This window comes from Bacillus sp. PAMC28748, assembly GCF_014250415.1.
Classification (GTDB): domain Bacteria; phylum Bacillota; class Bacilli; order Bacillales; family Bacillaceae; genus Bacillus; species Bacillus licheniformis.
In genome coordinates, this window is sequence record NZ_CP060192.1 from 2,573,886 (window position 1) to 2,594,073 (window position 20,188).

A 20,188-nucleotide genomic window follows, 5' to 3' on the forward strand; every position below is an offset into this window, starting at 1 on the left:
ATAAATAAAACTTCAATACGAGACACCCTTTCGAACGAATGTTCTGTTTTTAGCGGGAAAGAAAAGCCCGTCAAAGGGGCTGTCATGATTTCATGCAGATCTATCATATACGATGAGCAGCCACTTTAGCAAATCTTTCCCTTTTTTATTGTCTTATCTATTAAATCGGCGCTCACCAGGTAATGTTTAATAAAAATTCCTTATTTATCCGTTTTGTTTATCTCCGGGCTTTCGTTTCTTCTCTTTTTCTTTTAAGTATTGAATGAACTCGATGGCCTGCTGTCTGCTTTCGGGGGAAAATTCCTGCATGTCGCGGTAGGCAATTTGCAGATCCGGATCTGCGATTTCGTCTTCGATGTTTTTTTTCTTTTCCGTGCCTGTCAGCAGATAGTCTATCGTCACTTTATAGTAATCAGCGAGTTTTTTTAATGTTTCATAGTCCGGCTCGCTTCTTCCGTTTTCATAATGGGAGTAGCGTGCCCGCGATACACCGATCTGCTTTGCCACTTCTTCCTGTGTCCTTTTTCCTCTCAGGCTCTTCAGTCTGCCGCCTAACATAGAATGACCTCTCTTCCTCAATTCGGCATGATTATCTCTATTATAGATACAAAATGTATCGAAATAAACAGATGATAAAAAAAGTATCAAAAAAGTGTTGATGATAAGAAGTGTATCATATATAATCAAATTATCAGATACGTATTGTATCAAAAACAGGGAGTGAGAACATGTGCGAAAACGATTGATCGAAGAGCGCTCTAAGAGGGGATGGACCCAGAAGCAAGTGTCGGAAAGACTTGGACTCTCCGAGGTTTATGTTCGCAAAATTGAAAGGGGAACACGCAATCCCGGCAGAGAAACGATGCTGAAATTCGAAACGCTTTATTCAGTGCCTGATCGTTTGCTGTTTCCCGATCTTTTTCAGGCCTTTATAGATACATATTGTATCAAAGAAAACCTGCATGAAAGAAGGCGATGTCATGAATCTTGAACATCCGATGGTCACACGCATCCGAACACACGGCTATCCAAAGGAAGCCGACAGAGAGCAAATGAGAAGCCACGGCGGACTTGCCGGATATCCAAAAGGAGGAAGCATGGGTAAAATTGTGATTTCCTACAGCTCAGACCGGTTTGATCAATGGCGGCTCGGAGAAGCCGGGGGATTCATCGCTTTTACGAAAGACGGAAAGCCTGTATTCCAATTTGATCATAAAGGCCAATACGAACGGTATCTCAGGCTGAACCGCAAAAGGCAGAAGGAAGGGGGAAGATGAATGTCCCGCCCGCCGGATCAAAGCTATCCCTTTTCGGTTTACTCAGGGCTTTTAACACCTGTTCACTACGAGAAAATAGGCAATGCCATTTGGCTTTTTTTATGGTGCATCAGTTCAACAACAAAGGAAATCGAACGCGATGGGGAGACATGGGGCATCGTGCTCGGCAACAAGCCGCTGAAAGCAGCCGAACTGGCTCTTCAATTCGGCGTCAACGAAAAAACGATCAGAAGATGGCTCGCTCTTCTCGAACGAAACGGCTACATTGCAGTCACAAGAGCGCCTTACGGAATGATTTTGTCAGTCAGACATTCAAAAAAATTTGCCTACGCCAGCCATGTCCGAACAGAACTGCCTGATCGGACAGAAGAGACTGGCAGTGCGGACAAGCTTGTCCAATCCAATAAAGATATCACACAAATCAACACAAAACATAATATGAGTTCCATAAAAACAATAGCAGAACGATTTGCCGCCCTCAGGTCGATGCAGGAAGGAAAGCCCGTCCATCCCTCGTCAAAAGACTATCAGGCCATCGCCCGGATTGTCGCCCGCGGAGTGTCTCTTCCGCAAACAATCAAATGGCTTGAACAATGTTTTGAGGAGTATGAGGCGCGGCGCCGAAGCCGTCATGAAACGATCAAGGTCTTCAGCTACTGTGAAAAATATATCATCGGCCGGCTGGCTGAAGCGGAAGCGAAAACGAAAACAACTGTCAGGAGGGAGAACAATGCCCAAAAGAACAATCGAAGAGGTCATGGACGAACTGAGAAACAGGAGCCGTCAATCACAGGGGGGCAAACCGGAAGAATCCGCCGCAAAACGGTATGACTGTCCGAAGTGCAAAGATGAACTCGGATTTATCGAACGGCGCGGAACGATGGAAGTATGGGTATCATGCGTCTGCCGCGAATGGCGCAAAGCGCAAAAGCTGTTGAAGACGAGCGAAATCACCGAACAATTTAAAAACTTAAACTTTGCTCAATTCAAGACGGAAGGAAAGCATCAATCTGTAAAAGAGGCGTATGAATGCGCCGTTGAATATGTACAAGCTTACCGGGACATTCAGGAAAGCCGCAGAAACAGCATCGCGCTCTTGGGACGACCCGGTTCAGGGAAGACTCATTTGCTGACGGCTGCCGCCAATGAGCTGATGAGGAAGCTTTTTGTACCCGTCCTGTATTTTCCGTTTGTCGAAGGATTCAATGATTTAAAACAGGACTTTTCGTTGCTTGAGAATAAGCTGAACCGGATGAAGCAAGTCGAGGTGCTGTTTCTTGATGACCTGTTTAAGCCGGTGGCAGGCAGGCCGCGGGCAACGGAATGGCAGATCGAACAGACATATGCCGTCGTCAATTACAGGTATTTGAACCATAAGCCGATCATGCTGTCCAGCGAGCTAAGCGTTGAAGAAATTGTCAGCATAGACGAAGCGCTCGGAACGAGGCTGGTCGAAATGTGCGGGGACTTTCTCGTCGTCCTGAACGGGAGCTCTTTCGGCATCAATCATAGACTGGAGGGGATGGTTTGATGTGCCGGCTATGTAATGGGAGAAAATCAATCCATCAGGACGCAAGGGTCGGAACGATTTTCCGCGCTTGCCCGAACTGCTGCACTGAAAGCGGCGGTTTGACGGATGTGATCAAACATCTGGAAGCGCTGATTGCAAAAATGAAAACAAGGGTGACACAAGGTGCTTAAAAGTTTAAAAGCTATGATTCTCATCATCTGGACAGCGGCAAAAAGAGACGCACAAATTAAACGATGGCACGAAGAAGACGGAAAGTGAGGAAAGACATACGTGAAAAACGAAAGTGAGGCGTACAGCCCATCACCATGGCGCGTCGTCAGAACAAATACCGACGTATACATTTATTCAGCATACAGCAAAGCCGAAAAGAAACGGTTTCCTTATTCCAACGGAAGGGTGATTGCCAAAGTCGCCGACTACAGCGCATATTCCAAGGAAAAAAATGCCCGCTTAATCGCTGCAGCTCCCGAACTGTTGACCGCAGTGAAGCTCACGCTTGCCTATTTGAAGCGAAAACGGCCCGTTCACAGCGATTCAGTTGAGAATCAATTGAAGAATATTTTAGAAAAAGTCGTCGCAAAAGCAGAATTTGAAGAGGAGGAAACAAGATGAACCATCCGGCAAAGTTAACAGATATCAACGATACGACGGTTGCAAGCCGCATCAAAAAAGGAAAGGTGACGGTGATCGTCCTTGACGGAATGAACGGCACGGCATGGCAGGCCGAGGCGCCTGAGCACGGCAAAACCGTCATTGAAACGAGAAAGGGAGATCTCGCAAGGATCGAATTTGAAATCGGCTATAAGCTATAGCTCTACAACTTGAATATTTGTCCAAGACGGAAAGCCTGCGGACGCTGATCAGGATGCACATCTTAACTGTGCGGCTGATTGGTGTCCTTTTTTATTTCAAAAAAACGGAGGTACATTAAAATGGAAGATTTGCTTTTCGAATATAAAAGAGCGCTGAAAAACACGAAAAAATTGTATAAGCCCTATCAAGATGAACAAGGGCTGACGGCTGAACAGCTGAATGATAAAAAACTGATCAGAAACATGATGACCGATTTGGAATATGTGATCGACTGGCTTGAAAACGGAAGAGAACCTGGAATCAGACGGGCGATTGACAGGCGCGACTCTTATAAGCGGATGCTCCTGAAAGATCCGCGGATCATCGACACGTTTTCAGAACAGAGTGCATTTGAACCGGCTCAGGAAGTGTCAGCATACGATAAAGCCCGGATTGAATCAGCGCTGTCTGCCCTTACGGCACGCGAAAAAGAAATCTTCATTTTACATAAGGTCGAACAGTTTTCCTATGAGCGGATTGCCGCCATGCTCGGCATCAAAAAGTCTACTGTTCAAACCAATGTGAAACGGGCGCAGCTGAAAATCGCGAAACAGATCGAAAAGCCTCTCGATTGTATGGCATAACGATATATCTGTCTTTTGTCATACGTTTGCCACCTATAAGTGAAAAGAGAAAAAATATAACAAAGCATACTGTTCATATGGAAGATTCATATATCGATTAAATATTACTGTTTCCGAGAATGAGAGGCGGTGAAAATGAACAATGCCAAGGAAAAGGGATCCAAAAAGGGATGAAGCTTTTCGTCTCTATCAAAAATACGGGGGAAACATTACGAATCTCGCAATCGCAAGAGAACTCGGCGTTTCAAATAAAAAAATCAGCGTTTGGAAAACCCGCGACCGCTGGCAAGAGGCTTTAGCCGGAGATGACGCGAACCGTGGAAAAGCAGACATTCACAATGAAGGGCTGAATGAACGGCAGCGGCTGTTTTGCATCTATTATGTGAAAAGCTTCAATGCCACCCAAGCGGCGGTAAAAGCGGGCTATTCCCCGGCCAGCGCCCATGTGACAGGCTGCCGGCTTTTGAAAAATGAAAAGGTGGCCGATGAAATCAGGCGAATCAAAAAAGAAATGGTAGGGGAGATATTCGTCGAGGCGATGGATGTTCTCCAAGTCTATGTAAAAATCGCGTTTGCCGATATGACCGATTATGTGACTTTCGGCAAAAAAGAGGTACAGGCTGTCGGAAAGTCCGGACCGCTGTTTGATGAAGAAAACAATCCGGTTATGAAAGAGGTCAGCTTTGTGGATGTGAAACATTCCGACCTCGTCGATGGCACAGTCATCACGGAAGCGAAACTCGGGAAAGAAGGGATCGCGATCAAGCTGGCCGATAAAATGAAGGCGCTCGATAAGCTCTCACAGTATTTTGACCTTTTCCCTGATTCATTTAAGCGGAAAATTGAAAATGAGAAGCTGAAGCTCGCCAGACAAAAAGCCGACAAAGATGCGGAAACGGGTCCCGTTGAAGTGGTCATCGCCCGAAAAGGTGATCAGGCTTGATCATAAAAGAAGTCAATCCGCATTTTGAAGATTATTTGTTTAACTGGGATCAGACCTTTCAATTTCTTGTCGGCGGATACGGTTCGTCGAAAAGCTATCATACCGCTTTAAAAGTCGTATTAAAACTGCTTCAGGAAAAGCGGACCGCTCTTGTCGTAAGGGAAGTGTTTGAAACACACAGGGATTCGACGTTTTCTTTATTCGCATCCATTATCGATGAGCTGGGTGTCCAAAAGGCGGCTCAGGCGGTTTCTTCTCCGATGCATATCAGGTTTGCAAACGGCAGCCGAATTATTTTTAAAGGAATGGACAACCCGGCGAAATTGAAATCTGTCAACAACATCTCGCTGATTTGGATTGAAGAATGTTCAGAGGTGAAGTATGAAGGCTTCAAGGAACTGATCGGCCGGCTGAGGCATCCTTATCACAGGCTGTATATGATGTTGACGACAAACCCCGTCAGCCAGTCAAACTGGACGTACAGACACTTTTTCAAGGATGAGCGGAACAAGCGGTTCATTTTGGATGATGAGGTCTTGTATAAAAAGCGGGTCGCTGTCGTCGGTGATACGTATTACCACCATTCCACAGCTGATGACAACCTGTTTTTGCCGAAAAGCTACCTCAAACAGCTTGATGATATGAAAGCATATGATCCCGACCTGTACCGGATTGCCAGAAAAGGGCGGTTTGGGGTAAACGGCACCAGGGTTCTGCCGCAATTTGAAGTGATGGAGCATGAGGAGGTCATGAGGCAGATCTCCGCCATTTCCAACCCGCTGAAGAGAACCGGAATGGATTTCGGATTTGAGGAATCATACAATGCCGTCGTCCGGGCGGCCGTCGATCCCGACAAAAAATATCTATATATCTATTGGGAGTACTACAAAAATAAAATGACAGATGATAAGACGGCCGAAGAACTTCACGAATTCGCGGTTGCGAAGGAGCTGATTAAAGCTGATCCCGCTGAGCCGAAAAGCATTCAGTTTTTCAGGCAGAATGGTTTTAACATGACAGCAGCACGCAAGTTCCAAGGCTCGCGCCTGCAATATACGAAAAAAATCAAGCGGTTTAAAAAAATATTCTGTTCTGACCGATGTGCCAATACGATCTACGAATTGCAGCCGCTGACCTATGCGACGGATCAAGACGGCAATCTGAAGGAGGATCAGTTTACAATTGATCCGCACACGCTTTCCGCGCTATGGTACGCGCTTGATGATTATGAAGTAACCGATTTGAAGGCTGAGCCGGAAGTGAGAAAACGGCCGAACAGGAAAAGGGGGAGATAGCGTATGTCCACTCAGCAAACGGTAAGAGCGAAAGTCATGAAATCCCGTTTTCACGGGCCTGTAACAAAACAAATATATGAAGATCAATTTTCGGAGATCTACGGCGATGATATTATCGCTCCGCCGTACAATTTGAAAGAATTGAAAGCCATTGCCGAATATTCTTCAATTCTTCAGCAATGCATTGACGCCTATAAAACGAATATTGCGGGGTTCGGGCTCGATGTAGAATACGCTTTTGATTTCAACGGGGCGGATGTGACGCCCGATCGGAAAAAAGCTGCTGAGTCCGATTGGACAAGGCTTGAAGATTTTTGCCGCCACCTTCATTTTGACGAATCGGCTGAAACAATTTTAAGCCATATGATAGAGGACCGCGAAAAAACCGGGAACGGGTTTTTGGAGGTGCTCAGAAACGGTGCGGGGCAGCCGGCCGGAATTGAATATCTCGATGTCAAAAATATGCGGGTATGCGGATTGACAGAACCGATCGAAGTTGAATTCGCCTACATGGAAAACGGATCGCTAAAAAACATCAAGAGGGAGAAAAGGTTCCGCAAATACGTTCAGATGATTGACGGCAGGAAAGTGTACTTTAAAGAGTACGGCGATCCGCGCGTCATGGATATGACCACCGGAGAGTTTGACAGGCAGACTCCCCCTGAACGAAGCGCGAATGAAGCGATCCATTTTAAAATCGGCAGCGGCGTCTACGGCGTTCCGCGCTGGATCGGAAATATTGTCAACCTGTACGGGGCGCGGAAAGCGGAAGAGCTGAATTATATGTACTTCAGACAAGGCCGGCACGTACCTGCCGTCATTACGGTTGAAAACGGCATGCTCTCAGAGGCTTCCTACAGAGAGCTGCAGGAATATATGAACGACTTGGAAGGCGTTGAAAATGCCCACAAATTTTTGCTGATCGAAGCGGAGGGAATCGCACAGGAAAAAGACATTCACGGCAGCCAGGACATTACGCCGGTGAAGGTGGACATCAAATCCCTCGCCGAAATTTTGCAGGAAGATGCGCTGTTTCTTGAATATGACGAGAAAACCCGGAATAAAATCCGCTCTTCCTTCAGGCTCCCGCCGCTCTACACCGGTGATGCCCATGAATATAACAGGGCGACAGCCGATACCGCCCGCAAAATCACCGAAGAACAGGTTTTTGAACCGGAGCGGAAAATATTGATCGGCAAGCTGAATACGCTGTTTCTCCGCGATTTAAACATTTTCCACGCGAGGCTCCAGCTGAAAGGACCGGACTTTCGCGATCCGCTTGAGATCGCAAAAGTGCTCGGTCCTTTTATTCAGGCAGGAGCAGTATCTGCAAATGATTTGCGCGACCTGGCCGGCAGAGTGCTCGGCAAGACGCTAGATGAATGGCCGGAGGAAGAATTCAGCAGGCCGCTCGTTTACCAGGAAAGCTCAAAGCGTGCGGAAGCGGAAGCAGGAGCATTGCTGCCTGAACTGCAGGAAGCCGTCGAGACATTGAAACAGATCACTGAAAGGAGGTGAACATTTCGTGCCGAGAGAGCTTAAAAATGCCAAAATCAATTTCGTCAGTTATGTCGACAAAGCGGCGAACAAAAAGAAATTCTTCATGACGAAGTCGAGTGAACCGCCGACATTTCAAAAGGAAGTCAAGCTGATTGCAAAAGCCGAGGATGAAAAGAAGCTCGTCTACGGCGTTGTCTACGAGCCGGACATTCAGGATGCCCACGGCGACTTTATGACGGCTGAAGAAATCCAAAAAGCCGCCCACGGTTTTCTGAAAAATGCCCGGAAGATCGACAAGGATCACAATTTCCAGGGAGGCGTCGGAGAAGTCGTGGAGTCCTACGTAGCGCCGGCTGATTTTGAAGTAAACGGCGAAACGATTGTGAAAGGCTCTTGGGTGCTGGTGACAAAAGCCGGCGATGAGATCTGGGAACAGATTAAAAAAGGAAGCATCACCGGCTACAGCATGGCGGGCACTGCCGAAACGGTCGAGCACGCGCCCCAAGCCGACTCTGAAACCGATGAGCCCGGCAGTTTCTTTCAGCTGTTTAAGCAGTTTTTTGCCGGCGACAAACAAAAAACGGGAGAGGAAGAAAAAAAGATGAAACGATCAGAAGTTCAAGGAACGATTGAAGCCGTCTTGGCTCCGCTTCTCAAACGTCTTGACGATTTGGAAGGGGATAAAGCGGCAGATGAAAAAGAGCAACAGACAGACCAAGACGCACATGTGAAGGAAATCGTCGAGGACATGCTCGCCCCTCTTATTGCACGCATTGAAGCACTCGAAAAGATGAGAGGCGCCTCAAAGCAGGCAGCAGCCGAAAAAGACGGGGAAGAAGAAGTTAAAAAATCGATTTGGAGCGGATTGCTTTAATTTGGAGGAGGAAGACAATGAGAAATCAAGAGATTATTCGTAAAGCCGAGATGTCGCTTGCGACTTTGAAAAGCGGAGGATTAATGAATCCGGCGCAGGCTTCTGCATTTATTCGCATGGTGCAAAACACGCCGACAATTTTCAGCGAATCGCGCGTGATTCAAATGGAAAACGACTCGCAAAAATTTGAAAAGATCGGCTTTGGCCAGCGGATTTTACGAGCGGCTGATGAAGGTAAGGCATTGGCGAAAGATCAATTAACCGCACCGGTGACCAGCACGGTCGAACTGAACGCGAAAGAAGTCATTGCCGAAGTCAACATCACTTATGACACGCTCGAAAATAACATTGAAAAAGACGGCCTTCAACAGACGCTGATGCAAATGCTGGCGGAGCGGGCTGCCGTTGATATTGAAGAACTGATCGTCAATGGTGATGTCGCATCCTCAGATCCATACCTTGCCCAGCTCGACGGGATCCGGAAGCAGTCCGTCTCCCATATCGTCGATGCGGGCGGGGAGCAAATCAGCCGGCAGCTTTTCAAACAGGGGCTGAAAGCTGTTCCGGCAAAATATATGCGCGTTCCTCAGGAATTCAGATTCTTCACATCGCTCGGCCAGGAGATTGAATGGAAAGACCGCGTCGCAGAACGTCAAACGACTCTCGGGGATGCGGCGGTACAGGGCGGACTTTCTACCGCTTTTGGCGTGCCTGTTAAAGGGGTCTCAAATATTCAGCCGTATGCATACGGAGAAGGAGATGCGGCCGCCGAAGCATCAGACATTATTTTGACGCACCCGAAAAATATCATTCTCGGTTTCTCGCGCAATATCAGAATTGAAGTCGATAAAGACATTCGCGCGCGCAAATTCATCATTGTCCTGACGGCAAAACTGGACAGCAAATTCGAGGAAGAAGACGCGGTTGCAAAAATCATCAATGTAAAAGAGTAAATGCTGAGTTCGAACCGTTCCAAAGGAAGAACAGCCGACCGGCGGAAACCGAGCCCGGACAACAGCTAAAAGCTCTGGAAGGATGTGATGAACATGCTGATCACGCCCGACGATATCATCCAATATTCCGTTATTGAAGCCGTGAAAAACCGGCCGCAGGAATTGCTGCGTCAGGATATCCTTGAAGCTGAAGCGGAAGCCGAGCAGATAACGGGGCACCGTTTTACAGATGAAAAATATGATCCGCTGCCGGAAAAGGCAAGGCTCGCTTTGCTGCAGCTGGCACAGTACTTTGCATTGAAAAACGGTGATGAATCGCTTTTGAAAGGCTACAAATCTGAGAAATTGGGAGACTACTCCTATACGCTTTCAAGAAGCGGAGGCCTAGTGAAGCCCGACGTCTATAAACTGCTCGAAGAATTTATTCTTGATTATGAATCTGTTCGATTCAAGGTGCGCCCGCTATGAGCTACAAAAGGTTATTAAGCGACCGCTGCGATATCTATCATTTAAAGGAAGACCAGGCTGAGGAAGCAAGGTACGGCATTCCTGCGCGAGACCTGCAGCCGATTCGCACATACGGGGAAACACCTGATCTTCAAAACGTTCCCTGCTATTTTACGGAAAAAAACCAGTCGATCGTCCAGCAAGATCCCGAACAGGTTATTTATCATTCATATTTGGCCCATTTTCCGGCGGAGGCAGATGTGCGCCTTCACGATAAGGCGGTCTGGAACGGTGTCGCCTACACGCTGCAGCAGCCGCGCAACATCAAAGGCCATCACCTCGAAGTGTTAGCGGTCAGGGATGAAAAACTATGAAAATCAAAGGATTGAAACAGCTGTCGCAGACGCTGGAAAAAGCAGGGCAGAGCGGCTTTCGAAATGAAGCTGCCAAGTGGCTTGAACAGGCGGGAACCGATTTTTTGGACCTGGTCTGTGACGAAATCGTGCGCGCCGGATCGATTGATACCGGCAGCCTTTTGCGCTCTTTCAAGCGGGGAGCCGAAGGGAACAGGTGGGAAATCGAAAAAGGCGGACTCACGCTTGAAGTCGGGACGGAGTTAGAGTACGCCTCATTTGTAAATGACGGCCATTGGACAGGCGGAAAAGACGAAGTCAGGTGGGTTCCGGGACAATGGCACGGCGGCCGGTTTCAATATGATCCCGGTTCATCGTCCGGCATGGCCTTAAAACGGCAATGGGTAAAGGGAACAGGCTATTGGGAGCATGCGCTTTACATATTTGAGCGTTTATTTGAAAAACGCCTGAATGAAAGGCTGCAAAAATGGCTGAATTCCCTTTAAGGAGGTGAAGCTTTGAACGACGAAACGGGATCTGTCATGAATTTCTTTTATCAAGTCTTTCCTGTCGTCTGTTATGAAAAGGAAATACCCGACCACTTTCAAATACCGTCGCTGTATTTTCCTCCCCCTTCTGTTTTTGATGAGAATGATACGGTTTCAACATTTAAAAAAGTCTTCACCCTGAATGTGAAACTGTTTCACCACGATTCGCAGCAGGCCCATGATCATGCCGAGCGCATTGCAGACGCCGTAAGGGAAGCGAGGCACATCATACCGCTCATTGACCGATCGGGTAAAGGCACAGGGGACAGCTTGAGGATCAGCCGGATCGAGACGAGAATAGGGGATTCCGGCACCGCGTCCATTATTATTCAATGGAACAGCCGCTACTGGTACAAACGGGAAAGCGAACTTTCTCTGGAAACAGTTGATTTTACAAACGGGGTGAAATAATTGGCAGTCAGCAAAAAAACAAACACCGAAGCAAAAAAGGCGCCTCAAGAGGAACGTGAAGCGCTGTTCTACATCGAAGACCTGAGGGAGCACGCGAAAGAGCTTTTCGGCATTAAGCCGGAAGTTCTCGATGGTGCTCTTTTTCATGTGAAAGAAGAGCAGATTTCAAAACCTGAGGCAAGTCAGCTTATTCAAACATTTTTAGCCAAGGAGGTCATGAATTAATGAACGGCGGAACATTTACACCAGGCAAAGAAAAAGATCGTGCCGGCATTTATTTTAATTTTAAAACGACAGCAGAGGAACGCGTTTCCATCGGGGATCGCGGTACAGTTGCCCTCCCTGTCGTCATGAGCTGGGGGGAGCCGAAAACATTCGTATCGATTTCCAGCATTGAAGACTTAAATAAAAAAGTAGGGTTGAACATCGATGATCCGTCTCTTCTGCTTTTCCGGGAAGCGAAGAAAAACGCACAGACCGTTTTGCTGTACCGTCTGAACACAGGAGCGCCGGCGAAAGCCCAAATCGGCGAAACGCTGAGCGTAACGGCAAAATACGGAGGCGAGAAAGGGAACGACATTTCGATCCGCATTTCCGAAAATGTGCTCGATTCTAAAAAGTTTGATGTCACCACCTTTGTCGGAACAGATGAAGCTGACCGACAAACCGTCAAAACGGCAGAAGAGCTTACCGCAAATGCGTACGTCGCGTTTCAAGGGGAAGGCGCGCTTGAACTGACAGCGGGCACAAAGCTGTCAGGCGGGGAGAACGGAACGGCAAGCGTTGCCGATTACACCGCGTTTTTAGATGCTGCCGAAACGGAATACTTCAATACGATCGCACTCCCGGTCGCAGACAATGAACAGCTGAAAGCCACTTTTGCCGCTTTCATCAAACGCCTTCGCGACAAGCAGGGCCAGAAAGTCCAAGGCGTTGTCGCCGATTATGCCGGAGACTATGAAGGCATTATTAATGTAACGGGAGGCGTCGTGCTGGAAGACGGCACTGAAATCACTCCTGAAAAAGCGACGGCATGGGTTGCCGGAGCGAGCGCAGGCGCGACTTTTAACCAGTCGCTGACATTTGTCGAATACGAAGGTGCTGTTGATGTCCTGAACCGTCTGGATGAAGACCAGGTCATCGAACGTCTGAAAAAAGGCGAGTTTTTATTTACATTTGATGCACGCGATCAATCGGTCAGCGTTGAAAAAGACATCAACTCTTTAACGAGTTTCACTGCCGACAAGAACAAAAAATTCTCGAAAAACAAAATCATCCGCGTTCTCGACGGAGTCAACAATGACCTGACCCGCGAGTTAAAGGCTTTAATCAAAGCACGAAAAGCAAGCGGCAGCGACATCCCTGCATCAGACGATGGTTTGCAATACGTCAAAACGCTGATCATTCAGTATATGACGGCGCTTCAGGAAGCCGGCGGCATTACCGGCTTTGATTCTGAAAGCGATATTGCCATTACACTGAATGAAGACCGCGACGGGTTTTTAATCGATTTAGCCGTTCAGCCGGTTGATGCAGCAGAAAAATTCTACTTTAATGTGGAGGTAAAATAGTATGGCATTAAAAGCGCAAAACACGATTTCCGGAAAAGAAGGCCGTCTTTTTCTCGACGGACAAGAGATGGCTCACATCAAAACATTTGAGGCCAATGTCGAAAAGAATAAAGCTGAAGTCAATATTATGGGCCGCCGCATGACCGGCCACAAGACAACAGGGGCAAACGGCACGGGAACGGCGACATTTTATAAAGTCACGTCTCAATTTGTCACGTTAATGATGAACTATGTGAAAAAAGGCGATGATCCGTATTTCACGCTCCAGGCCGTCCTTGACGACCAGTCATCAGGCCGCGGAACGGAGCGGGTCACGCTGTATGACGTGAATTTTGACTCGGCCAAAATCGCCGGTCTTGACGTCGACTCAGAGGCGCTCGAAGAAGAAGTGCCGTTCACATTTGAAGATTTCGACGTTCCTGAAAAACTGAAAGATACGTTTTAAAATAGGAGCCGTATACAACGAGCCCGCTTTTCAAAAATAGACCGCAACAGCCGGTCTATTTCTTCTTTTTTACGGAAGGAACCGATTCAGTAGTCAGGAAATAGGAAGCAAAGCACTCTCGCCAAGCCGAGGGTGCTTTTTCATTGCAAATCCAAAATTGAATGTTAAAGGAGCAAGCAGACATGAGCGAAAAACAAGAAGAAAAGGTATATGATTTATCCTTTTTTATGCCGGGACAAACCGTTGAAGCCGAAGAAATCAAAGTGCCGATCTCAAAGCGGTTCGTCGATAAAAAGGGCAATGTCATTCCGTTTGTGTTTAAGCCGATTACAACCGAGCGCATTGACGAGCTTGAAAAAGAAAATACGACTTATAAAAACATTAAAGGCAGAGGCCGTGTCAAGGATCTAGACACCCAGCGCTTTTACGCCAGAATCGCCATTGAATCGACGATCTACCCTGACTTCCGTTCAAAGGAATTAAGAGAAGCCTATAAAACGGCCGACCCGGTCGAAGTGGCCAAACGCGTTCTCTCCGTCGGTGGGGAATATGCGAACTGGCTCAACAAAGCGATTGAAATCAACGGCTTTGAAGACGATCTTGAAGATCTGGAAGAAGAAGCAAAAAACTAATTAAGGATGGGAATAAAGAAGCGGTGTATCTCTATTTCGCGATGCACGAACTTCACTATTCTCCATCCCAGCTCCGGGAGCTGTACGAAGCCCCAAAACCGTTTAAGGCATTATTATACGGACTCATCAGCTACAAACTTCAACTCTTGGAAAAAGAAGCGCGGAAAGGAGGTACATAATCCATGGCAAAACTGACGGCACGTTTTGAACTTGAAGACCGGGTGTCTAAGAAGCTGCGGAGGATTCAGAAGGGTTTTGCGATTTTAGAAAAGAGAGCAGAACGATTGAACCGGCAAATCAAAATTAACATTAAAACGGAAGATCAAGCTTTTTTTCGGCTTAAAAAACTGAACAATTACCTGATGAGAAAGTTCATTCACTCCGTAAATATTGGAGTGAATATAAATGACCAGGCATCCGCTCAACTAATAGAAATACAAAGAAGATTAAAAAGAATTCCGCCAGAAACAACCGTTAAGTTAACTTTAGCAGACAATGTCTCGCAAAAGTTAACTAAAATTAAAAGGATGCTCTCTAAGCGTGAATATTCCTTATCAATCTCTGCTGAAGACCGTGTAACATTAACTGTTAAAAAAATAATCGGCTATCTTAAAAACAATTTGAAAAAAGGTTATTCAGTTCAGTTATATGTACTTGATAAAGTAACGAAAACAGCAAGCAGAATTGCCTCGCTCCTAAAAAAACTAGAGAAAACGTACATTGTCACAATTGATTTAAACGACAAGGCGACCAACAAAATCAAAAACAAAAAAGTTTCAGGAGAAACATCAGAAGTCAAACACGATAAAAAGGGATCTTTCTTTGAACAAGGAAAAGACTTGTTAGGCGAATGGTGGAAAAAGTCAGGATGGCCTTGGATAAAGGATACTGGGAAGGAAATTGGCAAAGCATTTGTAGATCGATTTAAAGATAGACTGATGGAAAAATTGAACAATGATATTTTTGACAAAATCATTGATAAAATCTTAGGGCCTCAGTCAACAAAAGGTTCTCAGTCAAAATCAAGCGGACCAGGCCATGGACAATGCTGCTGCTGTTTATATCCGCAGAAAGAGCCTCCGAATTCAGCCGGAAATAGTCAAAATGTCTCTGTTTCAGGTTCAAGTGAAGAGCATAAAGGCTGGAATCTAAAAAGCTTATCAAGGGGAATTCTTCCAGCCGCAAAGATACTCTTCTATTTAAAAAGTTTAAGGCCCAACAAAGAGCCCGGTAAACTTGCAAAATTATTAGAGCCCTTAAAACCAATGATTGAAAAATTAAAGCCGCTAGGTAAAAATCTAAGTCCGCTAGGCAAACTTTTGCCGCTTACAGATCTAATCGGCATCAACAAAGATAACGCAGGCGAAAAAATTGGTTCTGTAGGCGGCCGTATGTTAGGAACTTTTGGTGGAGAAGCTGCCGGAATGGCGATCGGAGGATTGGTTGGAGGACCTCCGGGTGCAATGATTGGAGGAGTAGTGGGCGGCTTTGCAGGCGGGATGGGCGGTGAAAAGGCAGGCGGTTCCCTCGGTAAAATGTTTGACACTTCCCAATTGAAGGAAGATCTCATGAACACGCTGTTTAATGGAGACTGGTGGAGCGAACAGTGGGATTCCCTTAGTCAAACCGCTACAAATACATTTTTAAATGGAGACTGGTGGGGAGAAAAATGGGGATCTCTTAAAGAAACAGCCACAAATACGTTTTTAAACGGAAACTGGTGGGCTGAACAAGCCGGCTATCTTTATGGTACTTTGGAAGCTGCATTTTTAGGGCCGTTAAGTAATGTTTGGGGAACCATTGCAGGAACGATCAGCGAGACGATTTTTAACGGAGACTGGTGGAGCGAAAAATGGAACAATGCAGTAACATGGGCGCAGAATACGTGGGACGGAGCTGTCTCTGTTTGGGAATCCATTACAGGAACCATTAAAGACACCGTTTTTAATGGAGACTGGTGGAGCGAAAAATGGAACAATGCAGTAACATGGGCGCAGAATACGTGGGACGGAGCCGTCTCTGTTTGGGAATCCATTACAGGAACCATTAAAGACACCGTTTTTAATGGAGACTGGTGGGGTGAACAATGGGACAACGCAGTGACATGGGCGCAGAATGCGTGGGACGGAGCCGTCTCTGTTTGGGAATCCATTACAGGAACCATTAAAGACACTGTTTTCAATGGAGACTGGTGGTCTAACCAATGGAATAGCGCTTTGGAAAGGGGCAAGAGTATTTTCGAAGGCGCGAAAAGCTGGGTCGGAGAAAAAGTTGAATATTTTCAGAAAGGTCGGGAAAGAGCCCATAAGGATCATGGATTTGAAGGCTATGCCACAGGCGGCTACATCACAAAACCGACCATCTCCTGGATCGGTGAAGCCGGAAATGAATTCGTCATCCCTACGGAAAACAACCGGGGACGCGGGAAGATGCTGCTTGCCCAGGCCGCTACCAAGCTCGGCATGCGCGTTGTTGACGACATGGGGGCCGCGGCGGGAGACGGGGGAGCTTCTTCTCCGGTTTCAAGCACCGCTCCGTATTCGGCTTCTGTGTCGCCTGCTGTCGGTGTCGGGAGTATAGCAGCAGAGGCGCAGGCTTTCGGCCGGGAATTCACCGGCGGTTTTGACAAGGGGATCGGCTCAAACGCTCCTTCCCTTGATCAATGGAAGCAAAAAAACATCAGCAAGCCGTTTAGCAGCCTGCCGGCAGAATTGTCTAACTACGGAAAACAGACGGTTGCCGGGTTCGCTTCCGGGCAAAATGCTTCCGCGACCGGAACCGGCGGTTTTCTTCAAGCAAAAGTAAATGCGCCTTATCAAACAACGGTGAAAACGTCCTCTTCCTGGGGTGCAAATACAGTCAAAAACTTTGCAACCGGGCAAAATGCAACACCGACCGGGACGTCGCAGTATGTTGATAAAAATATCAACAAGCCGTTCCTTGATTCGAAACAGTCGGCTGCAGGCTGGGGGTCAGGAATGGTCGGACACTTTATCAGCGGCATGAATGGAAAAGGCAGCGAAGTTTCTCAAGCTGCAAAAAACTTGGCGAAAAAAGTTGAAAAAGCGTTCCGCGAAGAACTAGATATTCATTCTCCGTCCCGGGTTATGATGAGTCTCGGGCGTTTCGCGTCGGTCGGGATTGTCAAAGGTTTAAGCTCTGTCGATGTCAAAAGTTTTGCGGAAAAACAAGCAGGCTCACTGGCAGCTGCGTTTTCCGGAATCGGAGCCGTCGGCGGAAATGTAAAGTCGTGGCTGATGCAGGCGATCATGGCTACCGGTTCGCCGGTGTCGTGGCTTCAGCCGCTTTCTGTTATTGCTCAAAAGGAATCCGGCGGAAATCCGCGCGCCTATAACGGCTGGGACATTAACGCCAAGCGGGGGGACCCGAGCAGAGGCTTGATGCAGACGATCGGCCAAACGTTTAATGCTTACAAAGGAAAAGGAATGAATGATATTTTCAATCCTGTTCACAACGCGGTAGCGGCCATCAACTACATCAAATCGCGATACGGGTCGCCATTTAACACTCCGGGGATTAAAAGCATGGCAAGAGGCGGAGCTTATAAAGGCTATGCCAACGGCGGCCTGATTACGAGCGAGCAGATCGCCCGCGTGGGTGAAGGCGGCAAACGCGAATGGATCATTCCCGAAGAACGCGGCATCCGCGGCAGATATCTGCTTCAGCGGGCTGCAGGCGCGCTCGGGATGGAAGTGCAAGACCCCGCTGAAGGGTCCGGTTCCATATCAAGTGCTCAGGCGGCTGCAGCCACCACGGGCGGGACCCGATCCCGGCAGCCTGCTGAAAATGGCGCCAAAGAAGTCAACATCTATATTACCGGGGACAATCATTACCACAGTGAGCGCGACCAGGAAACATTGATTGCGAAAATCAAGCGCGCTCTTGTCGATGAGCTTGAACGGGATATTCATATTGGGACGAAAGGAAGCGTAGCTTATGACTAAATCCGTGTACGAATTTTGGCTGACGCAAGGAAAGGAAAAGCTGCGCCTCCCTGTGCTTCCAGAGCAGCTTGACGTCAGCAATAATCTTGCGAACGAATCTGTAAAGGTGTCAAAGTTCGGCGAGGTGACGTTTATCAATGAACCGGGAGCGAAGACGATTTCATTTTCGTCTCATTTTCCGAAAAAGTATTCTCCGCTCTCGGAATACAAAGGGTTTCTTTCGCCGGAGAACGCGATTCTTAAAATCGAGAAATGGATGAAAGCAAAAAAACCGGTTCAATTTCTCGTGACGGGAACGAAGATCAATTTCACATGCAGCATTGAAAACTTTTCGCATCGCGAGGGTGAAAAGGATATCGGCGACCGGGATTTTGATCTCACATTGAAAGAGTACCAAACAGCATCACCCCGGAAGATTAAACAAAAAAAGAAAACGAAGAAAAAACGGCCGTCCAAACCGGCTCCAAAAATGTACACCGTCAAAAAAGGCGATACGCTCTGGCACATCGCAGGCCGTTTTTACGGAAACAGCCAGGAATGGCGGAAAATTTGGAATGCGAACAAGCAGGCGATGATCAAACGAAGCAAGCGAAACATCAAACAGCCGGGACATTGGATTTTTCCGGGGCAAAAGCTGAAAATACCATAAAACGAAGCGCCGGATGAACCGGCGTTTTTCTGGTAAATCAAAAGCAGGGGATAGCGATGATCGAATTATTTGTCATAAAAGAAAGCGAATGGTATGAACTTGTCACCGAAAGCGTCACATTGGAAGGAGAAAGGTACCAGGCGCCTCGTTCGATCGAAGCGTCGATTGTGATCAAGCAGGGAAGCCACAAATATTACAGCGTGCAGGAAGGCGATACCGTTTTATTTAAATGGAAAGGAAAAGAACTGTTTCGCGGAATTGTGTTCAGCAGGGTGCCGAAAGAATATACGCTTACGTTTAAAGCGTACGACATGCTTCAGTACTTGGTGAAAAACCAGGATGTCTATGTATTCTCGAACAAAACGGCCGCTGACATTGTCAAACGAATTGCGAACGACTTTCAAATTCCCAAAGGTTCGATTGCAAACACCGGACATACGATTAAATCGCTCGTCTTTAAAGACAATACGAGCCTGTATGACATTATTTTAAAAGCGCTGCGGGAGACAAAAAAGCAAACCGGAAAAAACTATCAGCTGTATGCCGAAAAAGGAAAGCTGTGTTTACGAGCGTGGCCCGAACCGGAGGATATCTGGGTTTTGGAAACGGGTGTGAACATTACGGATTACGCTTACAGCACGTCAATCGATGAAACGGCAACCCGGGTGAAACTGAGAAAGCAGAAAGATAACAAAACCTATACCGCATCCGCAAGCGATGAAGCCGGTATGAAAAGATTCGGCGTTCTCCAGTACACAGAAACGGTTTCGGATGATATTAACGAGGCGCAGCTCCGCGACCGGGCGAAGAAGATACAGGCTGAAAAGAAAGGCGTCAAAAAAGAGCTGAAAAGCATACAGGCAATCGGCATACCGGAAGTTCAAAGCGGACTGCCGGTTTATATATCGATTCCGGAAGCGGGCATTAAAGAAACCTATTGGGTTGATAAGGATAAACACGATTTTACAGGAACAAAACATGTGATGACGATTGATGTCGTCGCTAAAAACACCATACCTGAAGGAGCGTCTTCATGAAATTAAGCGATGCGATAAAAGAGCTGGCTCTTGGAGCCGTAAACGCTGAATCGCCTGTCGATGTCATGCCGGCTGAAGTCGTGTCCGCGTCTCCGCTCAAGCTGAAGCTCCGCAATCATGATAAATTGGTGATCCCCTCCGACTTATTGGTGGTGGCCAGGCATTTGACAGAGCATACGGAACAGATCCGAATTGACGGAGAAGACAAAACGATTCGCTTTTACAATCAATTGCATGCCGGCGACCACGTGATGATTGCGGCTATGCCTGGAGGGCAGTCTTTTTTTGTAATAGACAGAGTGTAGGAGTAGGAGGTGGCTC

General features: G+C 47.2%; 27 protein-coding genes. 26 read left to right on the forward strand and 1 reads right to left on the reverse strand.

Annotated features, from left to right (window positions below; translation table 11 throughout):
• Nucleotides 1-204 precede the first annotated feature (204 nt).
• Nucleotides 205-558: an HTH-type transcriptional regulator Xre gene (xre, locus tag H7F26_RS13125; protein WP_003180787.1), complete on the reverse strand. Its 354-nt coding sequence runs from the start codon at nt 556-558 to the stop codon at nt 205-207.
• 172 nt (nt 559-730) lie between these two features.
• Here xre and H7F26_RS13130 point away from each other — a divergent pair, with 172 nt between their 5' ends.
• From H7F26_RS13130 to H7F26_RS13255, 26 genes are all read left to right on the forward strand, one after another.
• Nucleotides 731-991, forward strand: a complete 261-nt coding sequence (locus H7F26_RS13130; RefSeq protein WP_003180788.1) for a helix-turn-helix transcriptional regulator — start codon at nt 731-733, stop codon at nt 989-991.
• A complete protein-coding gene (locus H7F26_RS13135; RefSeq protein WP_003180790.1) occupies nt 981-1,277 on the forward strand; it encodes a hypothetical protein in 297 nt (98 codons plus the stop codon). Before H7F26_RS13130 ends, H7F26_RS13135 begins: the two co-directional genes overlap by 11 nt.
• On the forward strand, nt 1,278-2,108 hold the full coding sequence (locus tag H7F26_RS13140; RefSeq protein ID WP_003180792.1) for a helix-turn-helix domain-containing protein: 831 nt from the start codon (nt 1,278-1,280) through the stop codon (nt 2,106-2,108).
• On the forward strand, nt 2,008-2,808 hold the full coding sequence (locus H7F26_RS13145; protein ID WP_011197802.1) for an ATP-binding protein: 801 nt from the start codon (nt 2,008-2,010) through the stop codon (nt 2,806-2,808). Before H7F26_RS13140 ends, H7F26_RS13145 begins: the two co-directional genes overlap by 101 nt.
• Nucleotides 2,808-2,978, forward strand: coding sequence for a hypothetical protein (locus H7F26_RS13150; protein ID WP_003180796.1), 171 nt, complete (start codon nt 2,808-2,810; stop codon nt 2,976-2,978). The genes H7F26_RS13145 and H7F26_RS13150 overlap by 1 nt, the downstream gene beginning before the upstream one ends.
• 100 nt (nt 2,979-3,078) lie before the next feature.
• The gene (locus H7F26_RS13155; protein WP_003180798.1) at nt 3,079-3,420 is read left to right on the forward strand and encodes a hypothetical protein; all 342 of its coding nucleotides are present in this window, start codon (nt 3,079-3,081) and stop codon (nt 3,418-3,420) included.
• On the forward strand, nt 3,417-3,620 hold the full coding sequence (locus H7F26_RS13160) for an XtrA/YqaO family protein (protein ID WP_003180800.1): 204 nt from the start codon (nt 3,417-3,419) through the stop codon (nt 3,618-3,620). The genes H7F26_RS13155 and H7F26_RS13160 overlap by 4 nt, the downstream gene beginning before the upstream one ends.
• Nucleotides 3,621-3,740: 120 nt before the next feature.
• Nucleotides 3,741-4,244 carry a sigma-70 family RNA polymerase sigma factor gene (locus tag H7F26_RS13165; RefSeq protein WP_003180803.1) on the forward strand — a complete coding sequence of 168 codons (504 nt, stop codon included), beginning with the start codon at nt 3,741-3,743 and terminating at the stop codon, nt 4,242-4,244.
• Nucleotides 4,245-4,386: 142 nt separating this feature from the next.
• A complete protein-coding gene (locus tag H7F26_RS13170) occupies nt 4,387-5,187 on the forward strand; it encodes a terminase small subunit (RefSeq protein ID WP_003180804.1) in 801 nt (266 codons plus the stop codon).
• Nucleotides 5,184-6,482: a PBSX family phage terminase large subunit gene (locus H7F26_RS13175; RefSeq protein ID WP_009328741.1), complete on the forward strand. Its 1,299-nt coding sequence runs from the start codon at nt 5,184-5,186 to the stop codon at nt 6,480-6,482. Before H7F26_RS13170 ends, H7F26_RS13175 begins: the two co-directional genes overlap by 4 nt.
• Before the next feature lie 3 nt (nt 6,483-6,485).
• Nucleotides 6,486-8,000: a phage portal protein gene (locus tag H7F26_RS13180; RefSeq protein ID WP_003180808.1), complete on the forward strand. Its 1,515-nt coding sequence runs from the start codon at nt 6,486-6,488 to the stop codon at nt 7,998-8,000.
• A 7-nt stretch (nt 8,001-8,007) separates the two neighbouring features.
• Nucleotides 8,008-8,856 (forward strand): XkdF-like putative serine protease domain-containing protein, encoded by an 849-nt coding sequence (locus tag H7F26_RS13185; RefSeq protein ID WP_009328740.1) that lies wholly within the window; start codon nt 8,008-8,010, stop codon nt 8,854-8,856.
• Nucleotides 8,857-8,873: 17 nt separating this feature from the next.
• Complete coding sequence (locus H7F26_RS13190; protein ID WP_009328739.1) at nt 8,874-9,809, forward strand: phage major capsid protein; 936 nt, start codon at nt 8,874-8,876, stop codon at nt 9,807-9,809.
• A 93-nt stretch (nt 9,810-9,902) separates the two neighbouring features.
• Nucleotides 9,903-10,277, forward strand: coding sequence for a protein YqbG (locus H7F26_RS13195; RefSeq protein WP_003180816.1), 375 nt, complete (start codon nt 9,903-9,905; stop codon nt 10,275-10,277).
• A complete protein-coding gene (locus tag H7F26_RS13200; protein WP_009328738.1) occupies nt 10,274-10,630 on the forward strand; it encodes a YqbH/XkdH family protein in 357 nt (118 codons plus the stop codon). The genes H7F26_RS13195 and H7F26_RS13200 overlap by 4 nt, the downstream gene beginning before the upstream one ends.
• On the forward strand, nt 10,627-11,115 hold the full coding sequence (locus H7F26_RS13205; protein WP_003180822.1) for an HK97 gp10 family phage protein: 489 nt from the start codon (nt 10,627-10,629) through the stop codon (nt 11,113-11,115). The genes H7F26_RS13200 and H7F26_RS13205 overlap by 4 nt, the downstream gene beginning before the upstream one ends.
• Before the next feature lie 12 nt (nt 11,116-11,127).
• Nucleotides 11,128-11,568, forward strand: a complete 441-nt coding sequence (locus H7F26_RS13210; RefSeq protein ID WP_017474400.1) for a hypothetical protein — start codon at nt 11,128-11,130, stop codon at nt 11,566-11,568.
• Nucleotides 11,569-11,793 (forward strand): YqzN/YkzM domain-containing protein, encoded by a 225-nt coding sequence (locus tag H7F26_RS13215; protein ID WP_003180826.1) that lies wholly within the window; start codon nt 11,569-11,571, stop codon nt 11,791-11,793. It begins immediately after the preceding gene.
• Nucleotides 11,793-13,139, forward strand: a complete 1,347-nt coding sequence (locus tag H7F26_RS13220; protein WP_011197804.1) for a phage tail sheath family protein — start codon at nt 11,793-11,795, stop codon at nt 13,137-13,139. Before H7F26_RS13215 ends, H7F26_RS13220 begins: the two co-directional genes overlap by 1 nt.
• Before the next feature lies 1 nt (nt 13,140).
• Nucleotides 13,141-13,584: a phage tail tube protein gene (locus H7F26_RS13225; RefSeq protein ID WP_003180830.1), complete on the forward strand. Its 444-nt coding sequence runs from the start codon at nt 13,141-13,143 to the stop codon at nt 13,582-13,584.
• A gap of 182 nt (nt 13,585-13,766) precedes the next feature.
• Nucleotides 13,767-14,216, forward strand: a complete 450-nt coding sequence (locus H7F26_RS13230; protein ID WP_003180832.1) for a phage tail assembly chaperone — start codon at nt 13,767-13,769, stop codon at nt 14,214-14,216.
• 41 nt (nt 14,217-14,257) lie between these two features.
• The gene (locus H7F26_RS13235) at nt 14,258-14,395 is read left to right on the forward strand and encodes a hypothetical protein (RefSeq protein ID WP_003180833.1); all 138 of its coding nucleotides are present in this window, start codon (nt 14,258-14,260) and stop codon (nt 14,393-14,395) included.
• Between the two features lie 3 nt (nt 14,396-14,398).
• Nucleotides 14,399-18,181, forward strand: coding sequence for a transglycosylase SLT domain-containing protein (locus H7F26_RS13240; RefSeq protein ID WP_061565950.1), 3,783 nt, complete (start codon nt 14,399-14,401; stop codon nt 18,179-18,181).
• Complete coding sequence (locus H7F26_RS13245) at nt 18,174-18,830, forward strand: LysM peptidoglycan-binding domain-containing protein (RefSeq protein ID WP_003180838.1); 657 nt, start codon at nt 18,174-18,176, stop codon at nt 18,828-18,830. Before H7F26_RS13240 ends, H7F26_RS13245 begins: the two co-directional genes overlap by 8 nt.
• A gap of 56 nt (nt 18,831-18,886) precedes the next feature.
• Nucleotides 18,887-19,867, forward strand: a complete 981-nt coding sequence (locus H7F26_RS13250) for an XkdQ/YqbQ family protein (RefSeq protein ID WP_009328734.1) — start codon at nt 18,887-18,889, stop codon at nt 19,865-19,867.
• Nucleotides 19,864-20,172: a DUF2577 domain-containing protein gene (locus H7F26_RS13255; protein ID WP_003180843.1), complete on the forward strand. Its 309-nt coding sequence runs from the start codon at nt 19,864-19,866 to the stop codon at nt 20,170-20,172. The genes H7F26_RS13250 and H7F26_RS13255 overlap by 4 nt, the downstream gene beginning before the upstream one ends.
• Nucleotides 20,173-20,188 lie beyond the last annotated feature (16 nt).

Excerpts from the sequence above, each read along its gene's own strand:
- H7F26_RS13150 (WP_003180796.1), top strand. The coding sequence starts at position 2,808 with ATGTGCCGGCTATGTAATGGGAGAAAATCAATCCATCAGGACGCAAGG.
- H7F26_RS13250 (WP_009328734.1), top strand. The coding sequence starts at position 18,887 with ATGATCGAATTATTTGTCATAAAAGAAAGCGAATGGTATGAACTTGTC.
- H7F26_RS13220 (WP_011197804.1), top strand. The coding sequence starts at position 11,793 with ATGAACGGCGGAACATTTACACCAGGCAAAGAAAAAGATCGTGCCGGC.
- H7F26_RS13230 (WP_003180832.1), top strand. The coding sequence starts at position 13,767 with ATGAGCGAAAAACAAGAAGAAAAGGTATATGATTTATCCTTTTTTATG.
- H7F26_RS13180 (WP_003180808.1), top strand. The coding sequence starts at position 6,486 with ATGTCCACTCAGCAAACGGTAAGAGCGAAAGTCATGAAATCCCGTTTT.
- H7F26_RS13225 (WP_003180830.1), top strand. The coding sequence starts at position 13,141 with ATGGCATTAAAAGCGCAAAACACGATTTCCGGAAAAGAAGGCCGTCTT.
- H7F26_RS13240 (WP_061565950.1), top strand. The coding sequence starts at position 14,399 with ATGGCAAAACTGACGGCACGTTTTGAACTTGAAGACCGGGTGTCTAAG.
- H7F26_RS13195 (WP_003180816.1), top strand. The coding sequence starts at position 9,903 with ATGCTGATCACGCCCGACGATATCATCCAATATTCCGTTATTGAAGCC.
- H7F26_RS13205 (WP_003180822.1), top strand. The coding sequence starts at position 10,627 with ATGAAAATCAAAGGATTGAAACAGCTGTCGCAGACGCTGGAAAAAGCA.
- xre (WP_003180787.1), bottom strand. The coding sequence starts at position 558 with ATGTTAGGCGGCAGACTGAAGAGCCTGAGAGGAAAAAGGACACAGGAA.
- H7F26_RS13160 (WP_003180800.1), top strand. The coding sequence starts at position 3,417 with ATGAACCATCCGGCAAAGTTAACAGATATCAACGATACGACGGTTGCA.
- H7F26_RS13190 (WP_009328739.1), top strand. The coding sequence starts at position 8,874 with ATGAGAAATCAAGAGATTATTCGTAAAGCCGAGATGTCGCTTGCGACT.
- H7F26_RS13200 (WP_009328738.1), top strand. The coding sequence starts at position 10,274 with ATGAGCTACAAAAGGTTATTAAGCGACCGCTGCGATATCTATCATTTA.
- H7F26_RS13170 (WP_003180804.1), top strand. The coding sequence starts at position 4,387 with ATGCCAAGGAAAAGGGATCCAAAAAGGGATGAAGCTTTTCGTCTCTAT.
- H7F26_RS13145 (WP_011197802.1), top strand. The coding sequence starts at position 2,008 with ATGCCCAAAAGAACAATCGAAGAGGTCATGGACGAACTGAGAAACAGG.
- H7F26_RS13165 (WP_003180803.1), top strand. The coding sequence starts at position 3,741 with ATGGAAGATTTGCTTTTCGAATATAAAAGAGCGCTGAAAAACACGAAA.
- H7F26_RS13245 (WP_003180838.1), top strand. The coding sequence starts at position 18,174 with ATGACTAAATCCGTGTACGAATTTTGGCTGACGCAAGGAAAGGAAAAG.
- H7F26_RS13140 (WP_003180792.1), top strand. The coding sequence starts at position 1,278 with ATGTCCCGCCCGCCGGATCAAAGCTATCCCTTTTCGGTTTACTCAGGG.
- H7F26_RS13135 (WP_003180790.1), top strand. The coding sequence starts at position 981 with ATGAATCTTGAACATCCGATGGTCACACGCATCCGAACACACGGCTAT.
- H7F26_RS13235 (WP_003180833.1), top strand. The coding sequence starts at position 14,258 with ATGCACGAACTTCACTATTCTCCATCCCAGCTCCGGGAGCTGTACGAA.
- H7F26_RS13255 (WP_003180843.1), top strand. The coding sequence starts at position 19,864 with ATGAAATTAAGCGATGCGATAAAAGAGCTGGCTCTTGGAGCCGTAAAC.